Source organism: Crenobacter sp. CS_VA4 (assembly GCF_055597485.1).
Genome location: NZ_JBVMAE010000004.1, coordinates 95,282 through 111,040, shown reverse-complemented (window position 1 = coordinate 111,040; position 15,759 = coordinate 95,282). Strand labels below are relative to the sequence as shown.

At 63.5% G+C, this 15,759-nt stretch carries 14 protein-coding genes; 7 read left to right on the top strand and 7 right to left on the bottom strand.

Going from position 1 to position 15,759, the window contains the following annotated elements; translation table 11 throughout:
* Positions 1-143 precede the first annotated feature (143 nt).
* From ACZ2IA_RS05200 to ACZ2IA_RS05190, 3 genes are all read right to left on the bottom strand, one after another.
* Positions 144-914 carry an ABC transporter substrate-binding protein gene (locus ACZ2IA_RS05200; protein ID WP_470291508.1) on the bottom strand — a complete coding sequence of 257 codons (771 nt, stop codon included), beginning with the start codon at positions 912-914 and terminating at the stop codon, positions 144-146.
* Between the two features lie 173 nt (positions 915-1,087).
* Positions 1,088-2,263, bottom strand: a complete 1,176-nt coding sequence (locus ACZ2IA_RS05195) for a M20 aminoacylase family protein (protein ID WP_470291507.1) — start codon at positions 2,261-2,263, stop codon at positions 1,088-1,090.
* A 139-nt stretch (positions 2,264-2,402) separates the two neighbouring features.
* A complete protein-coding gene (locus ACZ2IA_RS05190; RefSeq protein ID WP_470291506.1) occupies positions 2,403-3,212 on the bottom strand; it encodes a phytanoyl-CoA dioxygenase family protein in 810 nt (269 codons plus the stop codon).
* A 146-nt stretch (positions 3,213-3,358) separates the two neighbouring features.
* Here ACZ2IA_RS05190 and ACZ2IA_RS05185 point away from each other — a divergent pair, with 146 nt between their 5' ends.
* Positions 3,359-4,303 carry a LysR family transcriptional regulator gene (locus tag ACZ2IA_RS05185; protein WP_470291505.1) on the top strand — a complete coding sequence of 315 codons (945 nt, stop codon included), beginning with the start codon at positions 3,359-3,361 and terminating at the stop codon, positions 4,301-4,303.
* A 6-nt stretch (positions 4,304-4,309) separates the two neighbouring features.
* Here ACZ2IA_RS05185 and ACZ2IA_RS05180 read toward each other — a convergent pair whose 3' ends face one another.
* Entirely contained in the window at positions 4,310-5,263 is a 954-nt protein-coding gene (locus ACZ2IA_RS05180) for a LysR substrate-binding domain-containing protein (protein ID WP_470291504.1), read from the bottom strand.
* Between the two features lie 167 nt (positions 5,264-5,430).
* On the opposite strand from ACZ2IA_RS05180, the gene ACZ2IA_RS05175 reads away from it, so the two are divergent.
* Both ACZ2IA_RS05175 and ACZ2IA_RS05170 read left to right on the top strand, forming a co-directional pair.
* Positions 5,431-6,495, top strand: coding sequence for an aromatic ring-hydroxylating dioxygenase subunit alpha (locus ACZ2IA_RS05175; RefSeq protein ID WP_470291503.1), 1,065 nt, complete (start codon positions 5,431-5,433; stop codon positions 6,493-6,495).
* 2 nt (positions 6,496-6,497) lie between these two features.
* Positions 6,498-7,625 carry an FAD-binding oxidoreductase gene (locus tag ACZ2IA_RS05170; protein ID WP_470291502.1) on the top strand — a complete coding sequence of 376 codons (1,128 nt, stop codon included), beginning with the start codon at positions 6,498-6,500 and terminating at the stop codon, positions 7,623-7,625.
* Positions 7,626-7,697: 72 nt separating this feature from the next.
* Here the strand turns inward: ACZ2IA_RS05170 and fghA are convergent, their stop codons facing one another.
* The gene (fghA, locus tag ACZ2IA_RS05165) at positions 7,698-8,528 is read right to left on the bottom strand and encodes an S-formylglutathione hydrolase (protein ID WP_470291673.1); all 831 of its coding nucleotides are present in this window, start codon (positions 8,526-8,528) and stop codon (positions 7,698-7,700) included.
* 54 nt (positions 8,529-8,582) lie between these two features.
* The gene (locus ACZ2IA_RS05160) at positions 8,583-9,701 is read right to left on the bottom strand and encodes an S-(hydroxymethyl)glutathione dehydrogenase/class III alcohol dehydrogenase (protein ID WP_470291672.1); all 1,119 of its coding nucleotides are present in this window, start codon (positions 9,699-9,701) and stop codon (positions 8,583-8,585) included.
* A gap of 114 nt (positions 9,702-9,815) precedes the next feature.
* Between ACZ2IA_RS05160 and ACZ2IA_RS05155 the strand changes: the two genes are divergently transcribed.
* A complete protein-coding gene (locus ACZ2IA_RS05155; protein ID WP_470291501.1) occupies positions 9,816-10,685 on the top strand; it encodes a LysR family transcriptional regulator in 870 nt (289 codons plus the stop codon).
* 225 nt (positions 10,686-10,910) lie between these two features.
* Here the strand turns inward: ACZ2IA_RS05155 and fabI are convergent, their stop codons facing one another.
* Positions 10,911-11,702 carry an enoyl-ACP reductase FabI gene (fabI, locus tag ACZ2IA_RS05150; protein WP_470291500.1) on the bottom strand — a complete coding sequence of 264 codons (792 nt, stop codon included), beginning with the start codon at positions 11,700-11,702 and terminating at the stop codon, positions 10,911-10,913.
* Positions 11,703-11,949: 247 nt separating this feature from the next.
* On the opposite strand from fabI, the gene ACZ2IA_RS05145 reads away from it, so the two are divergent.
* The 3 genes from ACZ2IA_RS05145 to ACZ2IA_RS05135 are packed head-to-tail and all read left to right on the top strand — an operon-like array spanning position 11,950 to position 15,758.
* Positions 11,950-13,686, top strand: coding sequence for an extracellular solute-binding protein (locus ACZ2IA_RS05145; RefSeq protein WP_470291671.1), 1,737 nt, complete (start codon positions 11,950-11,952; stop codon positions 13,684-13,686).
* Between the two features lie 3 nt (positions 13,687-13,689).
* Positions 13,690-14,742 (top strand): microcin C ABC transporter permease YejB, encoded by a 1,053-nt coding sequence (locus tag ACZ2IA_RS05140; RefSeq protein WP_470291499.1) that lies wholly within the window; start codon positions 13,690-13,692, stop codon positions 14,740-14,742.
* Positions 14,739-15,758, top strand: coding sequence for an ABC transporter permease (locus ACZ2IA_RS05135; protein ID WP_470291498.1), 1,020 nt, complete (start codon positions 14,739-14,741; stop codon positions 15,756-15,758). Before ACZ2IA_RS05140 ends, ACZ2IA_RS05135 begins: the two co-directional genes overlap by 4 nt.
* Position 15,759 lies beyond the last annotated feature (1 nt).

Genomic DNA, 15,759 nt, shown 5'->3' with positions numbered 1-15,759 from the left:
CAGCCGCCTGCGCCAATGCCGTTGATTCTCTGTGCGGACCACGTGCAGTGCCAGCATCCCGCTGCATCGGGTCATAACTGGCCGACGACGTCATCGGCCAGTATGTGCTGCTGGCTCCTGCAATCCGTCAGGCTGGTCAGCGATCAGTTGTAAATGTCAAAGGTGAAGTACTTCTTCGCGATCTTCTGGTAAGTGCCATCCTTGAGGATGTCGGCAATGGCCTTGTTGATAGCGAGGCGCAGGTCGTTGTCTCCCTTGCGCAAGCCGATTGCAACACCGGCCCCCAGGGTTTTCTTATCGCGCACCGGGTCGCCGGCGACAGCAAAGTCACGGCCTTTCAGGGTCTTTAGGAACCCAAGGTCGGCTTGAACCAAGTCGGTCAGGCTCGCATCCAGACGGCCGGTCAGCAGGTCCTGCTGGACTAGCTCTTGGGTCTGGTACGACACCACGGTCACTCCCTTGGGCTCCCAGTAAGTCTTGGCGTAGGTTTCCTGGGTTGCCCCCTGCGTCACTCCAACACGTTTGCCCTTGAGAGACGCGACAGTCGGCAGGATGGCGGCGCCTTTTTTCGCAATCAAGCTGGAGGGGCCGTCATAGAGCTTGTCGGAGAAAGCGATTTGCTGTTGACGCTTTTCAGTCACGCTCATGGCCGACAAGACACCGTCGAATTTCTTCGCCTCAAGAGCCGGAACCATCCCGTCGAAGGAATTTTCAACCCACTGGCATCTGGCGTTGAGCTTGGCACAGATGGCATTCCCCAGGTCTATATCGAAGCCGACCAGCTTTCCATCCGGCGCTTTGGCCTCAAACGGGGCGTAGGTAGCATCAACACCGAAACGGATGACTTTCCAATCTTTCGCAAATACACCGGTAGAAGTCAGGGCAATTACAACTGAAATGGCAAGCTTCTTCATAATCTCTCCGTAGACATAGGCAAAGTGCTTCAAGGCGGGCAGTCCTGATGGGGGGCCGCATTTGACACCGGTGTTTATTAGACTGTTGTTTGTACACGTCTTTTTATCAGACCATCGCGATATTGCCTGAACCCCGGCGGGATCCACCATGGCAATCTGTAGACAGGTACTAGTCAGACGAGGAATGCTTCGACCAACCTCACCCAGTAACTTGCCCCGTACGGCAAGCAATCGTCGTTAAAGTCGTAGCCGGGGTTGTGCAACAGACATCCTCCTTTGCCTTCTCCATTGCCGATGATCAGATAGCAACCAGGGCACTGCTCCAGCATGAAGGAAAAGTCTTCACTACCGGTCAGCGGCATCATGTCGGGAATCAGTCCATCTTCACCAAGCCAGTCCTCGGCTACCTGGCGGGCGAATTCGGTTTCCCGCTGGTGGTTAACCAGTACCGGAAAGCGGCATTCATCGATGTGCACTTCAGCGCTCGCACCGAAACTTGCCGCCTGGGAATGAGCGAGATCGGTAATACGCTGCAGCAACAGGTCACGCACCTCCATTTTCAGCGCACGCACGGTGAGGGACATTTCCGCACTGCCCGGAATCACGGTTGAGGCGGTACCAGCATGGAACGCGCCAACGCTCACCACTCCCACGTCGAGCGGGTTCAGACTGCGCGAGACAATCGTCTGCAATGCCATCACCAGCGATGCACCAGCTACCACGGGGTCGACGGCTTCATGAGGCATCGCACCGTGACCACCACGTCCGACAATGCGGATCGTCACCGTGTCCGTCGAGGCCATGAAGGGGCCAGGCAAGAAACCGAACTTCCCGGCAGGAAGGCCTGGAAAGTTGTGCAGGGCGAACACCGCGTCACAGGGGAACATCTTGAAAAGGCCAGCCTCCACCATCTTCTGGGCCCCTGCATCCCCCTCTTCCGCTGGCTGGAAAATCACGCGCACCGTGCCGCTGAAACGTGGACTATCAGCCAGACACTTGGCCGCAGCGAGCAGCATGGCTGTATGGCCATCGTGCCCACAGGCATGCATCTTCCCCGCGTTGCGGCTGGCATAGGGTAGGCCGGTAGTCTCCTGAATCGGCAACGCATCCATGTCGGCGCGCAGGCCAATCACCTTGTTCCCATTACCATTTCTTAATGTGCCAACCACACCAGTACCAGCAAGCCCGCGGTGCACCTCATAGCCCCAGGCTGTCAGCATTTCCGCGACCAGGTCACTGGTGTCAAACTCCTCGAAGCTCAACTCAGGGTTGGCGTGAAGTCGATGACGCAACTCGATCATCTCGTCCTGGATGACTCGGACACCCGGCAGGATGTGCTCCATTTTCATATTCTCTCCCCTTTAGTTGATTAGCGGTGCCGGTGATCGTCAGGAGGGCAGCATGGGTGATACGGCTGCCATTAGCCTGCCCCCTATGGCGCCTAATCGGCTTCTCGCGGATTTGACCGCATTTCATACATAGGTGCCATTACGCATCCGGGTTCCAGACGACTGGAAACCAGTCTTCCCGCAGGCGCTGGCCAGGGACCATCCCGTGCCCCGGATAGGGCGGCGATGTCTTCCCGGGTCGCTCCGCGTATCGGACATCGTCACCGACCCAACGCAGCGACAGTACCCGGCGCCGTTCAGAGGTTGGGTTGCCTCGAGCGCCATGTGCCGTGCGGAAATCGAACAACACGGCGTCACCGGGCTCCATCTCCCACTCCAGCACCTTCAAGTCGGTTTCGATATCCGGGTTGGGAACCGGCCGATACTGATCGGTTTCGCCGTAGAAATTGGAGTCATCCTTCCAGCGCACGGGCAATACCCATTTGTCCCACAAATGAGAGCCGGCAATCAGTCGCAATGTGGCTTCACGTACCGGATCAACCGGAATCCAGAAACTGACGGTCTGGTTGCCATCGGTGAAGTAGTACGGAATGTCCTGATGCCAAGGCGTGGGCTTTTGCGTCCCCGGCTCTTTTACCAGTACATGGTCATGAAAGAATTGGACAGTGTTCGAATGCGTAATGGCGGCGGCAATTGCAGCGGCCGGCGATCGCATGACAACGGACTCAAATTCGGGGATGCGTGCCCAGTTGCAGTAGTCATCGAAGAACCCCCCGGGTTCGCCAGGGGTTAGATTGTTCGCAGCGTATTGACCAGGCTCGCGGAGATTACGCTCAATACCGGCGGTGATCGTACTGATCCATTCCGAAAAAATGCCACGCAGACAGATGGCTCCGTCTCGCTGAAACGCGGCAATATCGTCTTCGCTGATCAAAGGGGTAGTGCTCATTGTTCTTACCTTGCTTGGTTGATCAATCGGGTGAGCACTTCAGGCTTGCGGCGGGAAATTGAAGCGCTGAAGTGGTACCGGAACTATTGCCTGTCGCTCAGAAAAAATAAAATAATGTGTTTTGAGCTGTCTCCTCGGAAAATCTTATGAAAGTAACGCTGCGCCAGCTCCATTACGCCCTAGCAGTTGCACGGCATGGAAACATCACCGTCGCCGCAGCCAAGCTGAACGTATCGCAACCCGCCATTTCCGCCGCCATCAGTGAGCTGGAGGAGCTGCTCGGTCAGCCGGTGTTTGTCCGCCAACGCGGGTTGGGCGTGTCGTTGACCCCGTTCGGCCGGACGGTAATGGAAAAGGCGAAGCGGGTCGTGGCCGAGACCAGCGAGCTGGAGCATCTGACGGCGGGCGAGGGGGAACCGGCCGGCGAACTGGTGCTCGGCTGCTTCGAAGATCTGGCGCCGTACTGCCTGCCGCAGTTGCTGCGCAGCCTCAAGGCGCGCTATCCGGCGATAACGGTCGAGATCCGGGTGGAAGGGTTCGATGCGCTCGGGCGCTTGCTCGGCGAGGGCTCGCTGGACCTGATACTCAGCTACGACCTCGGGTTGCCGGCCAACGTGGCGAGCACGGTGCTGTGCGAGCTGCCGGCTTACGCGCTGCTGCCCGCGGCGCATCCGCTGGCGGCGTCAGCCAGCGTGAGCCTCGGCGCGCTCAGCGAGCATCCGATCATATTGACCAAGCAGGCCTACAGCGGGCAGCACTTCCTGGACCTGTTCCACTTCTACAAGCTGTCGCCACAGAAGGTGTACAAGGCGCATTCGTTCGAGCTGCAGCGCGGCCTGGTCGCCAACGGTTTTGGCGTCGCGTTGTCCTATACGCGCCCCTACGGGGACCACAGCTACGACGGCCAGCCGCTGGCCGTCAGGCCGATTGCCGAAGACCTGCCGCTGCAGCGTATCCTGCTGTCGCACGATGCGAGGCGCCCGCTCTCGCCGATGGCGCAGGCTTTCCGGGAGCAGGCGAGCGCCTGGTTCTCCGCCCACACCGTCTTCGGCAATCAGCCTGTCGGCCAAGCCTACGCGTCACGAAACTGACGAGGGTTACGCCGCCGCCGTGTCGCGGGAGCGGGCCAGCAGTGCGGCATTGAGGTCGTTCTGCTCGCGCCCGCGTGCGACCAGCCAGCGATGGAAGCGCCGGCAATGCGCTTTGTCGAAGGCGCTGCTCGTCCAGGTCAGGAAATACGAGGACGGCAGTAGCAATGGGTAGGGGAAAGGCGTGACCAGGCGACCGGCGGCGAGGTCCTCGCCGATCATCGAGTACTGCGCGAGCACGAAGCCCTGGCTGTCGATGGCCGCTTGGATTGCCATCGCCGACAGCGAAAAGACTCGGTGGCTGTCGTGCAGCTGCGAACAGTCCACGCCCTCGGCGGTGAACCAGTCCTGCCATGACGGCGGCGACGCGAACTTCGGTAGCCAGTCGATCGACAGCAGCGGGTAGGCGAGCAGGTCGGCGGGCTTTGTCGGCGCTGCGGCGTGCAGCAGCGCCGGGCTGCAGGCGGGCACCACACAGTCGCAGAACAGCTCGATGGCGTTCTCGGCGTCCAGCGCACGGTCGCTGTAAGTGACGCGGAAGTCGATCTCGTAGCCGTCGCTGGACGGTTCCGCATGGCTGCCGTCGAGATAGAGATCCACTTCCGGGTGATCGTTCTGCCAGGCGATCACCTGCGGCGCCAGCCACTTGGACAGCAGCGACGGCAGCGCGCTGACTCGCAGGGTGCTCGTGTTCTTGGAGCGCTCGATCTCGGCGTGGGCAACTCGCAGGTTTTCGAACGCGGCCGCGCAGCTCTCGTGGTACTTCTGACCGGCCGCGGTCAGCCGTATGCGCTTGCCTTCCTTGACGGTCAGGCTCATGCCCAGCGCGTCTTCCAGGATTTTCATCTGTTGGCTCACCGCGCCGGCCGACACGCCCAAGCGTCTGGCGGCCTCGGCGATGCCGCCGCAGCGGCCGACGGTGTCGAAGACCTGCAGCGCACGAAGGGGAGGGAGGTTGTCCATGGCGGTTTCCGCAAGCAGTGATGGGAGGGGGAGCTTCTACGATTTAGAAATACTAAATAAAGGCGCAGGATTTCACATCTTTTATTTAGTATTCGGCTCTCATAACCTTGATGACACAACTTGACGCCACGTCCGGTGCAAGAAGGAACACATCGAGGAGAGCCGCCATGTTTTTGAGGAATGCCTGGTACGTTGCCGCATGGGAGAGTGAACTGGGCGACGGTCTTCACCCCGCCACCATTCTCGGCGAAAAGATCGTGCTGTACCGCAGGGCAGACGGCACCCCGGTCGCGCTGGAAGACGCCTGCCCGCATCGCAAGCTGCCGCTGTCGATGGGGAGGCTGAAAGGCGACCAGATCGAGTGCGGCTATCACGGCCTGACCTTCGACTGTTCCGGCCGCTGCACGCGAGCGCCGGGCAGCGCGCGCATTCCGCAGGGCGCGCAGGTGCGCAGCTATCCGTTGGCCGAACGCTACGGGCTGGTCTGGATCTGGATGGGCGACGCTGACAAGGCCGACCCGGCCGCCATCGTCAAGATCGAGGAATGGGGCGATCCGGCCTGGGGCATCAACCGCGGCGACAGCATGACCATCGCCTGCAACTACCTGTACATGACCGACAACCTGCTCGACCCGTCGCACGTGGCGTGGGTGCACCAGTCGTCGTTCGGCAGCGCTGCCTGCGCGGAGGCGCCGCTGCAGACCACGGTCGGCGACGAGGGCGTGCTGGTGTCGCGCTGGATGCGCGATGTCGAGGTGGCGCCGTTCTACGCCAAGTTCGTCAAATTCAGCGGAAATTGCGACCGCAAGCAGCATTACGAGGTGCACTACCCGTCGCACGCGATCATCAAGGCGCTGTTCACGCCGGCCGGTACCGGCACGGACGACGGCCCGCTGCACGAAGACGTGTTCCTGATGAACTCGTACAACTTCATGACCCCGGTCGACGAGTCGAACACGCGCTATTACTGGTTCCAGATGCGCAACTTCGCGCCCAACGACGACAATGTCTCGCGCGAGTTCGCCGAGGACGTGCGCCACGCCTTCGACGAGGACCGCGCGATCCTGACCGCGGTACACAGGGGCATGGCCGACAAGCGCACGCCGAACATCGATCTGGCCAGCGACTCCGGCCCGCGGCGCTTCCGGCGCGCGTTGGGCCAGCTGATCGCGGCGGAGCAGGCCGCCGGCGTGATCCCGCTGGCCGTGCAGCCGGCCAAAGCGGGGGCCTGATCATGGGCGAGAATCTGCAAGCGGCGGCCGCCCCCAAGGGCTTCGTGCCGTTCCGGGTGGTCGAGAAGAGGGCGGAGAGCGAGGCGATCATTTCGTTCGTGCTGGCGGCGGCAGACGGCAGCGCCTGCCTGTCGTTCCGGCCGGGGCAGTTTGTCGTCGTCCGCCTGCCCGACGAGGGCGGCGGCACGCTGCTTCGCAACTACAGCCTGTCTGGCGATGCGCGCGAGGCGGCGCGGCTGCGCATCTCGGTCAAGCGCGAGCCGGCGCCGGCCGACCGGCCGGACCTGCCGCCCGGCAAGGGCTCGGCCTACCTGCACGACCATGTCCGGGTCGGCGACCTGCTCGACATCGCCGGGCCGGCCGGCGAGTTCGTGCTCGACGAGGGCAGCGAACGGCCGGTGCTGCTGTTCAGCGGCGGTGTCGGCCTCACGCCGATGCTGAGCATGCTGCATCGCCTGAGCACGGAATCGACGCGGCCGGTGACCTTCGTTCACGCCTGCGAGAACGGCGCGGTGCATGCCTTCCGCGACGAGGTGCTGACGCTGGCCACCGCGCGCCCCGGCATCCGGGTGCATTTCTGCTACCGGCGGCCGAGCGCCGACGACCTGGCCTGGCAGTCGTGTCACAGCCAGGGACTGATCTCGCGCGAGACCCTGCAGGCGCTGCTGCCGCTGGACGACTACGACGTCTATCTGTGTGGTCCCCGGCCATTCATGCAGGCCAACTGGCGGCTGCTGCGCAGCCTCGGCGTCGATCGCGGGCGCATCCACTACGAGTTCTTCGGCCCGGCGACAATCCTGGACGAGGACGAAGCCGCGGCGCCGGTACCGGAGGCAGGCAAGGCGGTACCCGCCGCCAGTGTCGCTCCGGTGGATGGTTTGACCGTCAGTTTCGGGGGCTCCGGCGCCAAGATCGCGTGGGACCCGTCCTGTCATTCGCTGCTCGAGTTGGCCGAACAGGCCGGGCTGACCGTGCCGTTCAATTGCCGGGCCGGCCTGTGCAACACCTGCCTGACGCCGCTGCTGGAGGGCGAGGTCGAGTATGTCGAGCCGCCGCTCGAGCCGCCCGGCGACGGTGCGGTCCTGCTGTGCTGCGCGCGGCCCTTGACGGCCGTTACGCTGAAGCTCTGAACGGGCGACGAGCCCGCCATGTTACATGCGGGCTCGTCGCTGAACGGGCCCCGGCATAGCGAGCCGGTGGGGCTAGGCCAAGTGGCCGGCATGAAAGCGCAGGTGGTCCTCGATGAAGCTCGCCACGAAGTAATAGCTGTGGTCATAGCCGGGCTGCATTCGCAGCGTCAGCGGCCAGTCGCGGCGTGCGGCGATCTCTTGCAGGACGTGGGGCTGCAGTTGTTCCGGCAGGAAGCCGTCCTGCTCGCCCTGATCGACCAGTATCGGCAACATCTCGGTTGCGTCCTCCATCAACCGGCAGCTGTCGTAGGCGGCCCAGGCCGAGCGATCGGCGCCCAGATAGTGGCCGAACGCCTTTTGCCCCCAGGGCACGTCGCCCGGGTTCACGATCGGGGAAAACGCCGACACCGAGCGGTAGCGCCCCGGATTGCGCAGCGCCACCATCAGGGCGCCGTGGCCACCCATCGAGTGGCCGCTGATCGCGCGGCGCTGCGTCACCGGGAAGTGCGCCTCGATGAGCGCGGACAGTTCCTCGGCGACGTAGTCGTACATCCGGTAGTGCGCTTGCCACGGAGCTTGCGTGGCGTTCACGTAGAAGGACGCACCCTGGCCGAGGTCGTAGCCGTCGTCGTCGGCGACGCCGTCGCCGCGCGGGCTGCTGTCGGGCATCACCAGCGCCAGCCCCAGTTCGGCGGCCACGCGCTGCGCGCCGGCCTTGGTCGAGAAGTTCTCGTCGTTGCAGGTCAGCCCCGACAGCCAGTACAGCACCGACACCTTCTCGCCGTGCGCCGTCTGCGGCGGCAGGTAGATGGCGAAGGTCATCTCGGTGCCGGTGGCGCCCGAGCGGTGGCGGTAACGCTTGTGCCAGCCGCCGAACGAGCGGTAGCAGGCGATCATTTCCAGCGAAGGGGACATCGCAATGCTCCTGACGGCGGGCGGGGTCGCCGCCCGCTGTGGTTATTCGGCGAAGTGGATCACCGAGCGGATCGACTTGCCCTCGTGCATCAGCTCGAAGGCGGTGTTGATCTCTTCGAGCGGCATCGTGTGCGTGATGAAGTCGTCGAGCCGGAATTCGCCCTTCAGGTAGCGCTCGACGTAGTCGGGCAGCTCGGAGCGGCCGCGCACGCCGCCGAACGCCGAGCCGCGCCACACGCGGCCGGTGACCAGCTGGAACGGCCGGGTCGAGATTTCCGCGCCGGCTTCGGCCACGCCGATCACCACCGACTCGCCCCAGCCCTTGTGGCAGCACTCCAGCGCTGAGCGCATCACGTGCACGTTGCCGATGCATTCGAACGAGAAGTCGACGCCGCCGTCGGTCATCTCGACGATGACGTCCTGGATCGGTTTGTCGAAGTCCCTGGGGTTGATTAGGTCGGTGGCGCCCAGTTGTTTCGCCAGCGCGAACTTGTCGGTGTTGATGTCGATGCCGATGATGCGGCCGGCCTTGGCCATGCGCGCGCCGATCACCGCCGACAGGCCGATGCCGCCCAGGCCGAAGATGGCGACGGTGTCGCCCTCCTTGACCTTGGCCGTGTTCATCACCGCGCCCATGCCGGTGGTCACGCCGCAGCCGAGCAGACAGACTTCTTCGAGTGGCGCGGCCTTGTTGATCTTGGCGAGCGAGATCTCCGGCAGCACGGTGTACTCGGAAAAGGTCGACGTGCCCATGTAGTGGTAGATCGGCTTGCCGTCCTTGTAGAAGCGGGTCGTACCGTCCGGCATCAGTCCCTTGCCCTGCGTCGCGCGGATGGCCTGGCACAGATTGGTCTTGCCGGAGGTGCAGAACTTGCACACACCGCACTCGGGGGTATAGAGCGGGATCACGTGATCGCCCACCGCGACACTGGTCACCCCTGCGCCGACCGCCTCGACGACGCCGGCGCCCTCGTGGCCGAGGATGGCCGGGAACACGCCCTCGGCGTCCTTGCCCGACAGCGTGTACGCGTCGGTGTGGCACACGCCGCTGGCGACGATGCGCACCAGCACCTCGCCCGCCTGCGGCGGCATCAGGTCGACTTCTTCGATAGATAGGGGCTGGTTCGGGCCCCAGGCGACGGCGGCGCGGGTCTTGATCATGTCCATTTGGCCTTCTCTTCGAGTGGTGGTGAGCGACACACGCCATTCTAGGCATTACCAAAAGAGCGATAATCTGGCCAAATAGAAAGATATTTTTACCATTTGGAAATAATCATGGAATGGGAAGGCGTCGTCGAATTCGTCGCGGTGGTCGAGGCGCAGAGCTTCACCGGCGCGGCGCAGCGGCTCGGCCTGTCGGTCGCGCAGGTCAGCCGCCAGGTCTCGGCGCTGGAGCAGCGGCTGGCGACGCGCCTGCTCTACCGGACCACGCGCCGGGTCAGCGTCACCGAGGCCGGCCAGCTCTACTACCGGCACTGCCGGCCGCTGCTCGACGGCCTGCACGAGGCCGAACAGGCGCTTTCATGCGCGCAGAACAAGCCGGCGGGCCACCTACGTCTGACCGCGCCGGTTTATTACGGGGAAACGGTGGTTGCGCCGCTGCTGCACCGCTATTTGCTCGATTTCCCGGCCGTCACCGCCGAGCTGAATCTGGACAACCGGAAGATCGATCTGGTCGCCGAGGGCTATGACCTCGGCATCCGGCTCGGTCCGATGGATGAGTCGTCGCTGATGGTCAAGCGGCTCGCCAGCCGCACCCACCATGTCTGTGCATCGCCGGGCTATCTCGCCCGCCATGGCGAACCCCATACCTTGGCCGAGCTCGGCCGGCACCAGTGCCTCGTCGGTACCATCGACGTGTGGCGCTTTAGCGAGGCTGGGCGAATTAGAGAAGTTAGCGTGAGCGGTCGGCTGCGCTGCAACAGCGGCGCCGCCTTGCTCGATGCGGCGCTGAACGGGCTCGGCCTGGTTCAGCTTCCCGATTACTACGTGGCCGAACACTTGGCCAATGGCCGGCTGACGAACGTGCTGACCGCCTACACACTGCAGGACGGCATCTGGGCGACTTATCCGCGCAGTCGGTACCTTCCTCCCAAAGTCAGCGGGTTGGTGGACTACTTGGAAAACGCGATCCAGAGTCCGTGAATTTATTGAGTGGGCGGCATCTGTCGTTGGCTGGCAGTCCAATCATAAGCCGCAGGTGTCTACCGTTGTCGGGGCAGTCCAGTTATGGGTGGGGATAGAAAAACAAAGGGCATCGACCCTGTGCAAGGTTGATGCCCCAAGTTGGTGCGGAAGTGGTGGTCTAGGCGGTGGCGTCAATAAAATTGATGAATATTTTCAATAACTTAGACTGCCTACAGCTCAGGCTTACTCAACCTCTTCCACGTTCAACGCGTTGATGCTGTAGCCGGCGTCGACGTAGGTGATCTCACCGGTGATGCCCGACGCGAGGTCGGACAGCAGGAAGGCGGCGGCGTTGCCGACTTCTTCGGTGGTCACGTTGCGCTTGAGCGGGGCCTGGTCGGCGACGTGGTGCAGCAGCTTGCCGAAGCCGGCGATGCCGGAGGCGGCCAGCGTCTTGATCGGGCCGGCCGAGATGCCGTTGCAGCGGATGCCGTCCTTGCCGACCGAGCTGGCGGTGAAGCGTACCGCGGCCTCCAGGCTGGCTTTGGCCAGACCCATCACGTTGTAGTTCGGGATCGCGCGCACCGCACCCAGGTAGGTCAGGGTGAGCAGGGCGCTATTGCGACCCTTCATCAGCGGACGGGCCGCCTTGGCGAGCGCCGGGAAGCTGTACGCCGACACATCGTGCGACACCTGGAACGCTTCGCGCGACAGCGAATCGAGGAAGTCGCCGCCTAGCGCTTCGCGTGGGGCGAAGGCGATCGCGTGCACCAGGCCGTCGAGGCCGTCCCACTGTTTGCCAAGATCAACGAACAGCTGGTTGATCTCGTCGTCGCTCTGCACGTCGCAGCGGTAAACCAGCTCGGAGCCGAAATCGGCGGCCATCTTGCGCACGCGGTCTTCCAGCTTGTCCACCACGTAGGTGAACGCCAGCTCGGCGCCTTCACGATGACAGGCCTTGGCGATGCCATAGGCGATCGACCGGTCGGAAATCATGCCGGTGATGAGAATCTTCTTGCCTTGCAGGAAACCCATCTGTCAGTCCTTGGTTGGTGGAGATAGCCGGGCATTATAGCCGAACTGCCGCGGGTGCATGCGTTGTCGGACAAACTCCAGCCTTTGCGGCACAATCGGCTTGTATCCGGCTCGGGTACCATCAAACTAAAAGAAATCCGGTACAGGAACAGGACAAGGAGTATCCGTGGCTAAAAGGGGATGGCTCCGGCTCGCAGCCGGGCTGTTGGCCGCATTGTGTGCGCTACCTGCACTGGCGGCGCCGGGAATGGCGCTCGGCTATGCGCCGAAGTACCCGCCGGGCTTTGCGCACTTCGACTACGTGAACCCCGCGGCACCGAAGGGCGGCCGGCTGGTGTTGCCGGCGATAGGCAGCTTTGACACGCTCAACCCGTTCACGCTGAAGGGCGACAAGGAGGCCGGGGTCGGCGCGCTGACGCTCGAGACGCTGATGGCGCAGAGCGAGGATGAACCGTTCTCGATGTACGGCCTGATCGCCGACGATGTGGCGCTGGCGCCGGACGGCCTGTCGATGACCTTTCATATCAACCCCAAGGCCCGGTTCCAGAACGGCGAGCGGGTGACCGCCGCCGACGTGGTGTTCTCGTTCACGACGCTGACCCGCGACCGCGCGGCCAGTCCCACCTATCACTTCTACTGGGCCGACGTCAGCCGCGCGGTGGCGCTCGACGCCAGCAGGGTGCGCTTCGACTTCAAGCGCAAGAACGCCGAACTGCACATGATCCTCGGTCAGATGCCGGTGTTCGCCCGCTCGTGGATACCCAAGGGCAAGACGCTGGCCGATGTCGCGACCAGCGCGCCGGTCGGCTCCGGGCCTTACCGGCTGGCCGGCTACGATCTGGGCAAGCGTAGCGAGTTCGCCCGCGATCCGAACTACTGGGGTGTCGACCTGCCGAGCCGGCGCGGCATGTACAACTTCGACCGGATCGTGTTCCGTTACTACAAGGATGACACAGCCCGGCTCGAGGCGTTCAAGGCCGGCGAGTTCAACCTGGCGGCGGAAAACGTCGCCAAGAACTGGGCACGCAGCTACCGCGGCAGCAAGTTCGACGACGGCCTGATCGTCAAGAAGCTGCTGCCGCACCACAACGGCGCCGGCATGCAGGGTTTCGTGCTCAATCTGCGCAACCCCTTGTTCCGCGATCCCCGGGTGCGCCAGGCGCTGACGCTGTCGTTCGATTTCGAATGGGTCAACAAGCAGCTGTTCTATGGCCAGTACCGGCGCAGCCCCAGCTACTTCACTAATGGCGAGCTGGCGGCGACCGGCCTGCCGACGCCGGACGAGCTGGCACTGCTCGAACCCTTGCGCAAGCAGTTGCCGCCCGAGGTGTTCGGCCAGCCGGTATCGCCGCCGGTCACCGATCTGGCGGTCGGCAATCGCGAGCAGCTGAAGGCGGCGCGCCACCTGCTGTTCGAGGCCGGCTGGCGCTACGAGGGCGGCAGGCTGGTCGACCAGCAGGGCCGGCCGTTCGTGATCGAGTTCCTGGCGTTTTCGCGCACCTATGAGCGCATCGTCGCCAAGTGGCAGAAGGATCTGGCCAAAATCGGCATCGCGCTGAACGTGCGCGTCGTCGACCCGGCGATCTACCAGCGCCGCGTGAACGACTTCGCCTACGACATGACGGTGGTGGTGTACGGCGCGAGCCAAAGCCCCGGCAACGAACAGCTCAACTTCCACAGTTGCGCGGCCGCCAAGACCCCCGGCTCGAACAACTGGGCCGGGCTGTGCAACCCGGCGGTGGACACGCTGCTGCAGAACTTTCTGCACTTCGACGACCGGCGCCAGCTGATCGCCGCCAGCCGCGCGCTTGATCGGGTGCTGCGCGCCGGCTACTACGTGATCCCCAACTGGTATCTGCCGTTCCATCGTACCGCCTGGTGGAACCGTTTCGGCCAACCGGCCACGCTGCCGCGCTTTTACGAGCCGACCAGCTGGGCGATCCAAACCTGGTGGGCCGCCCCTGCCAAGAACGCGGAGCACTGAGCCATGTGGCGCTATACCGTCAAACGCCTGCTGCTGATGATCCCGACCCTGGTCGGCATCCTCGCCATCACCTTCGCGATCATCCAGTTCGTGCCCGGCGGGCCGGTCGAGCAGATCGTCCAGCAGCTCACCAAGAGCGGCGTGCCCGGCGAGACCTCGGTCGCCAGCACCCAGCTGGTGAAGGGCGCCACCGGTCTCTCTCCGGAGGAGGTCGCCCAACTGAAGAAGCTGTACGGCTTCGACAAGCCGCCCTTGACCCGTTTCGGCGAGATGGTCTGGCGCTTCGCCCGCTTCGATCTGGGCGAGAGCTTCTTCCACCACCAGTCGGTCGGCCAGCTGATCCTGTCCAAACTGCCGGTGTCGATATCGATCGGGATGTGGAGCTTCTTCATCACCTATCTGGTGTGCATTCCACTCGGCATCGCCAAGGCGGTGCGCGACGGCAGTGCCTTCGATATCGTCACCAGTACGCTGATCCTGGTCGGCTACGCGATCCCCGGCTTCGTGCTCGGCGTGGCGCTGTTGGTGCTGTTCGGCGGCGGCAGCTTCTTCGAAGTATTCCCGCTCAGGGGCCTGACCAGTGACAACTGGGCGATGCTCGGCTGGTGGCACAAGATCACCGACTATCTGTGGCACATCACCTTGCCGGTGACCGCCTCGGTGGTCGGCAACTTGGCGGTGATGACGCTGCTGACCAAGAACGTGTTCCTCGAGGAAATCCGCCGCCAGTACGTGTACACCGCGCGCGCCAAGGGCTTGGCCGAACGCACCATCCTCTATAAGCATGTGTTCCGCAACGCGCTGATCCCGCTGGTGACCGGCTTTCCGGCCGCGTTCATCGGCGCGTTCTTCACCGGCAGCCTGCTGATCGAGACGCTGTTCTCGCTCGACGGGCTGGGGCTGCTGTCATACGAATCGGTGATCCGCCGCGACTACCCGGTGGTGATGGGCTCGCTGTACGTGTTTACCTTGCTCGGCCTGGCCGCCAAGCTGCTGTCCGACCTGTCCTACCTGTTGATCGACCCGCGGGTCAGCTACGAGGAGGGCGGCCAATGAGCCTGTCACCCGGTCGCCGCGCCTGGCGGCGTTTCAAGCAGAACCGGCGCGGCTACATCAGTCTGTGGATCTTCGGTGTGCTGTTGGTGGTGTCGCTGTTCGCCGAACTGCTGTCCAATGACAAACCGCTGATCGTCCACTACGGCGGCCGCAACTATTACCCGATCGTGTTCGACTACAACGAGACCGTGTTCGGCGGCGACTTCGACACGCCGACCGACTATCTCGACCCGTATATCCGCCACCGCTTCGGGATCGACGGCAACTGGGCGCTGTACGCGCCCAATCCATACAGCTACGACACCTTGAACGACTTCACCGCCACACCGAACCCGGCCGCGCCGTCGATGGCCAACCTGCTAGGTACCGACGACCGCGGCCGCGACGTGTTCGCCCGGTTGCTGTACGGCTTCCGGCTGTCGGTGCTGTTCGCGCTGGTGCTGACCGTGGTCGGTACGCTGGTCGGCATCCTGCTCGGCGCGATCCAGGGCTTCTTCGGCGGCAGAGTCGACCTGGTGCTGCAGCGGCTGTCGGAAATCTGGGGCGGGCTGCCGGAGCTGTATCTGCTGATCATCCTCTCGTCGTTCTTCAACCCCAGCCTGGGGCTGCTCTTGGTGTTGCTGTCGCTGTTCGGCTGGATGGGCCTCGCCGACTATGTGCGCGCCGAGTTTCTGAAGAACCGGCAGAGCGAATACGCGCTGTCGGCGCGGGCGCTCGGCCTATCCAACCCGCGCATCATGTGGCGCCACCTGTTGCCGAACAGCCTGACGCCGGTGGTGGCGTTTCTGCCGTTCCGGGTCAGCGGCGCGATCCTGGCGCTGACCAGCCTGGACTTTCTCGGCTTGGGCGTGCCTGCCAATACGCCGAGCCTCGGCGAACTGCTGTCGCAGGGCAAGGACAACCTGGACGCCTGGTGGATCGCGCTGTCGACCTTTACGGTGCTGACGGCGACGCTGTTGCTGTTGATCTTCATCGGCGAAGGCCTGCGTGCCGCGCTCGACATGCGAAAAGGTTGAG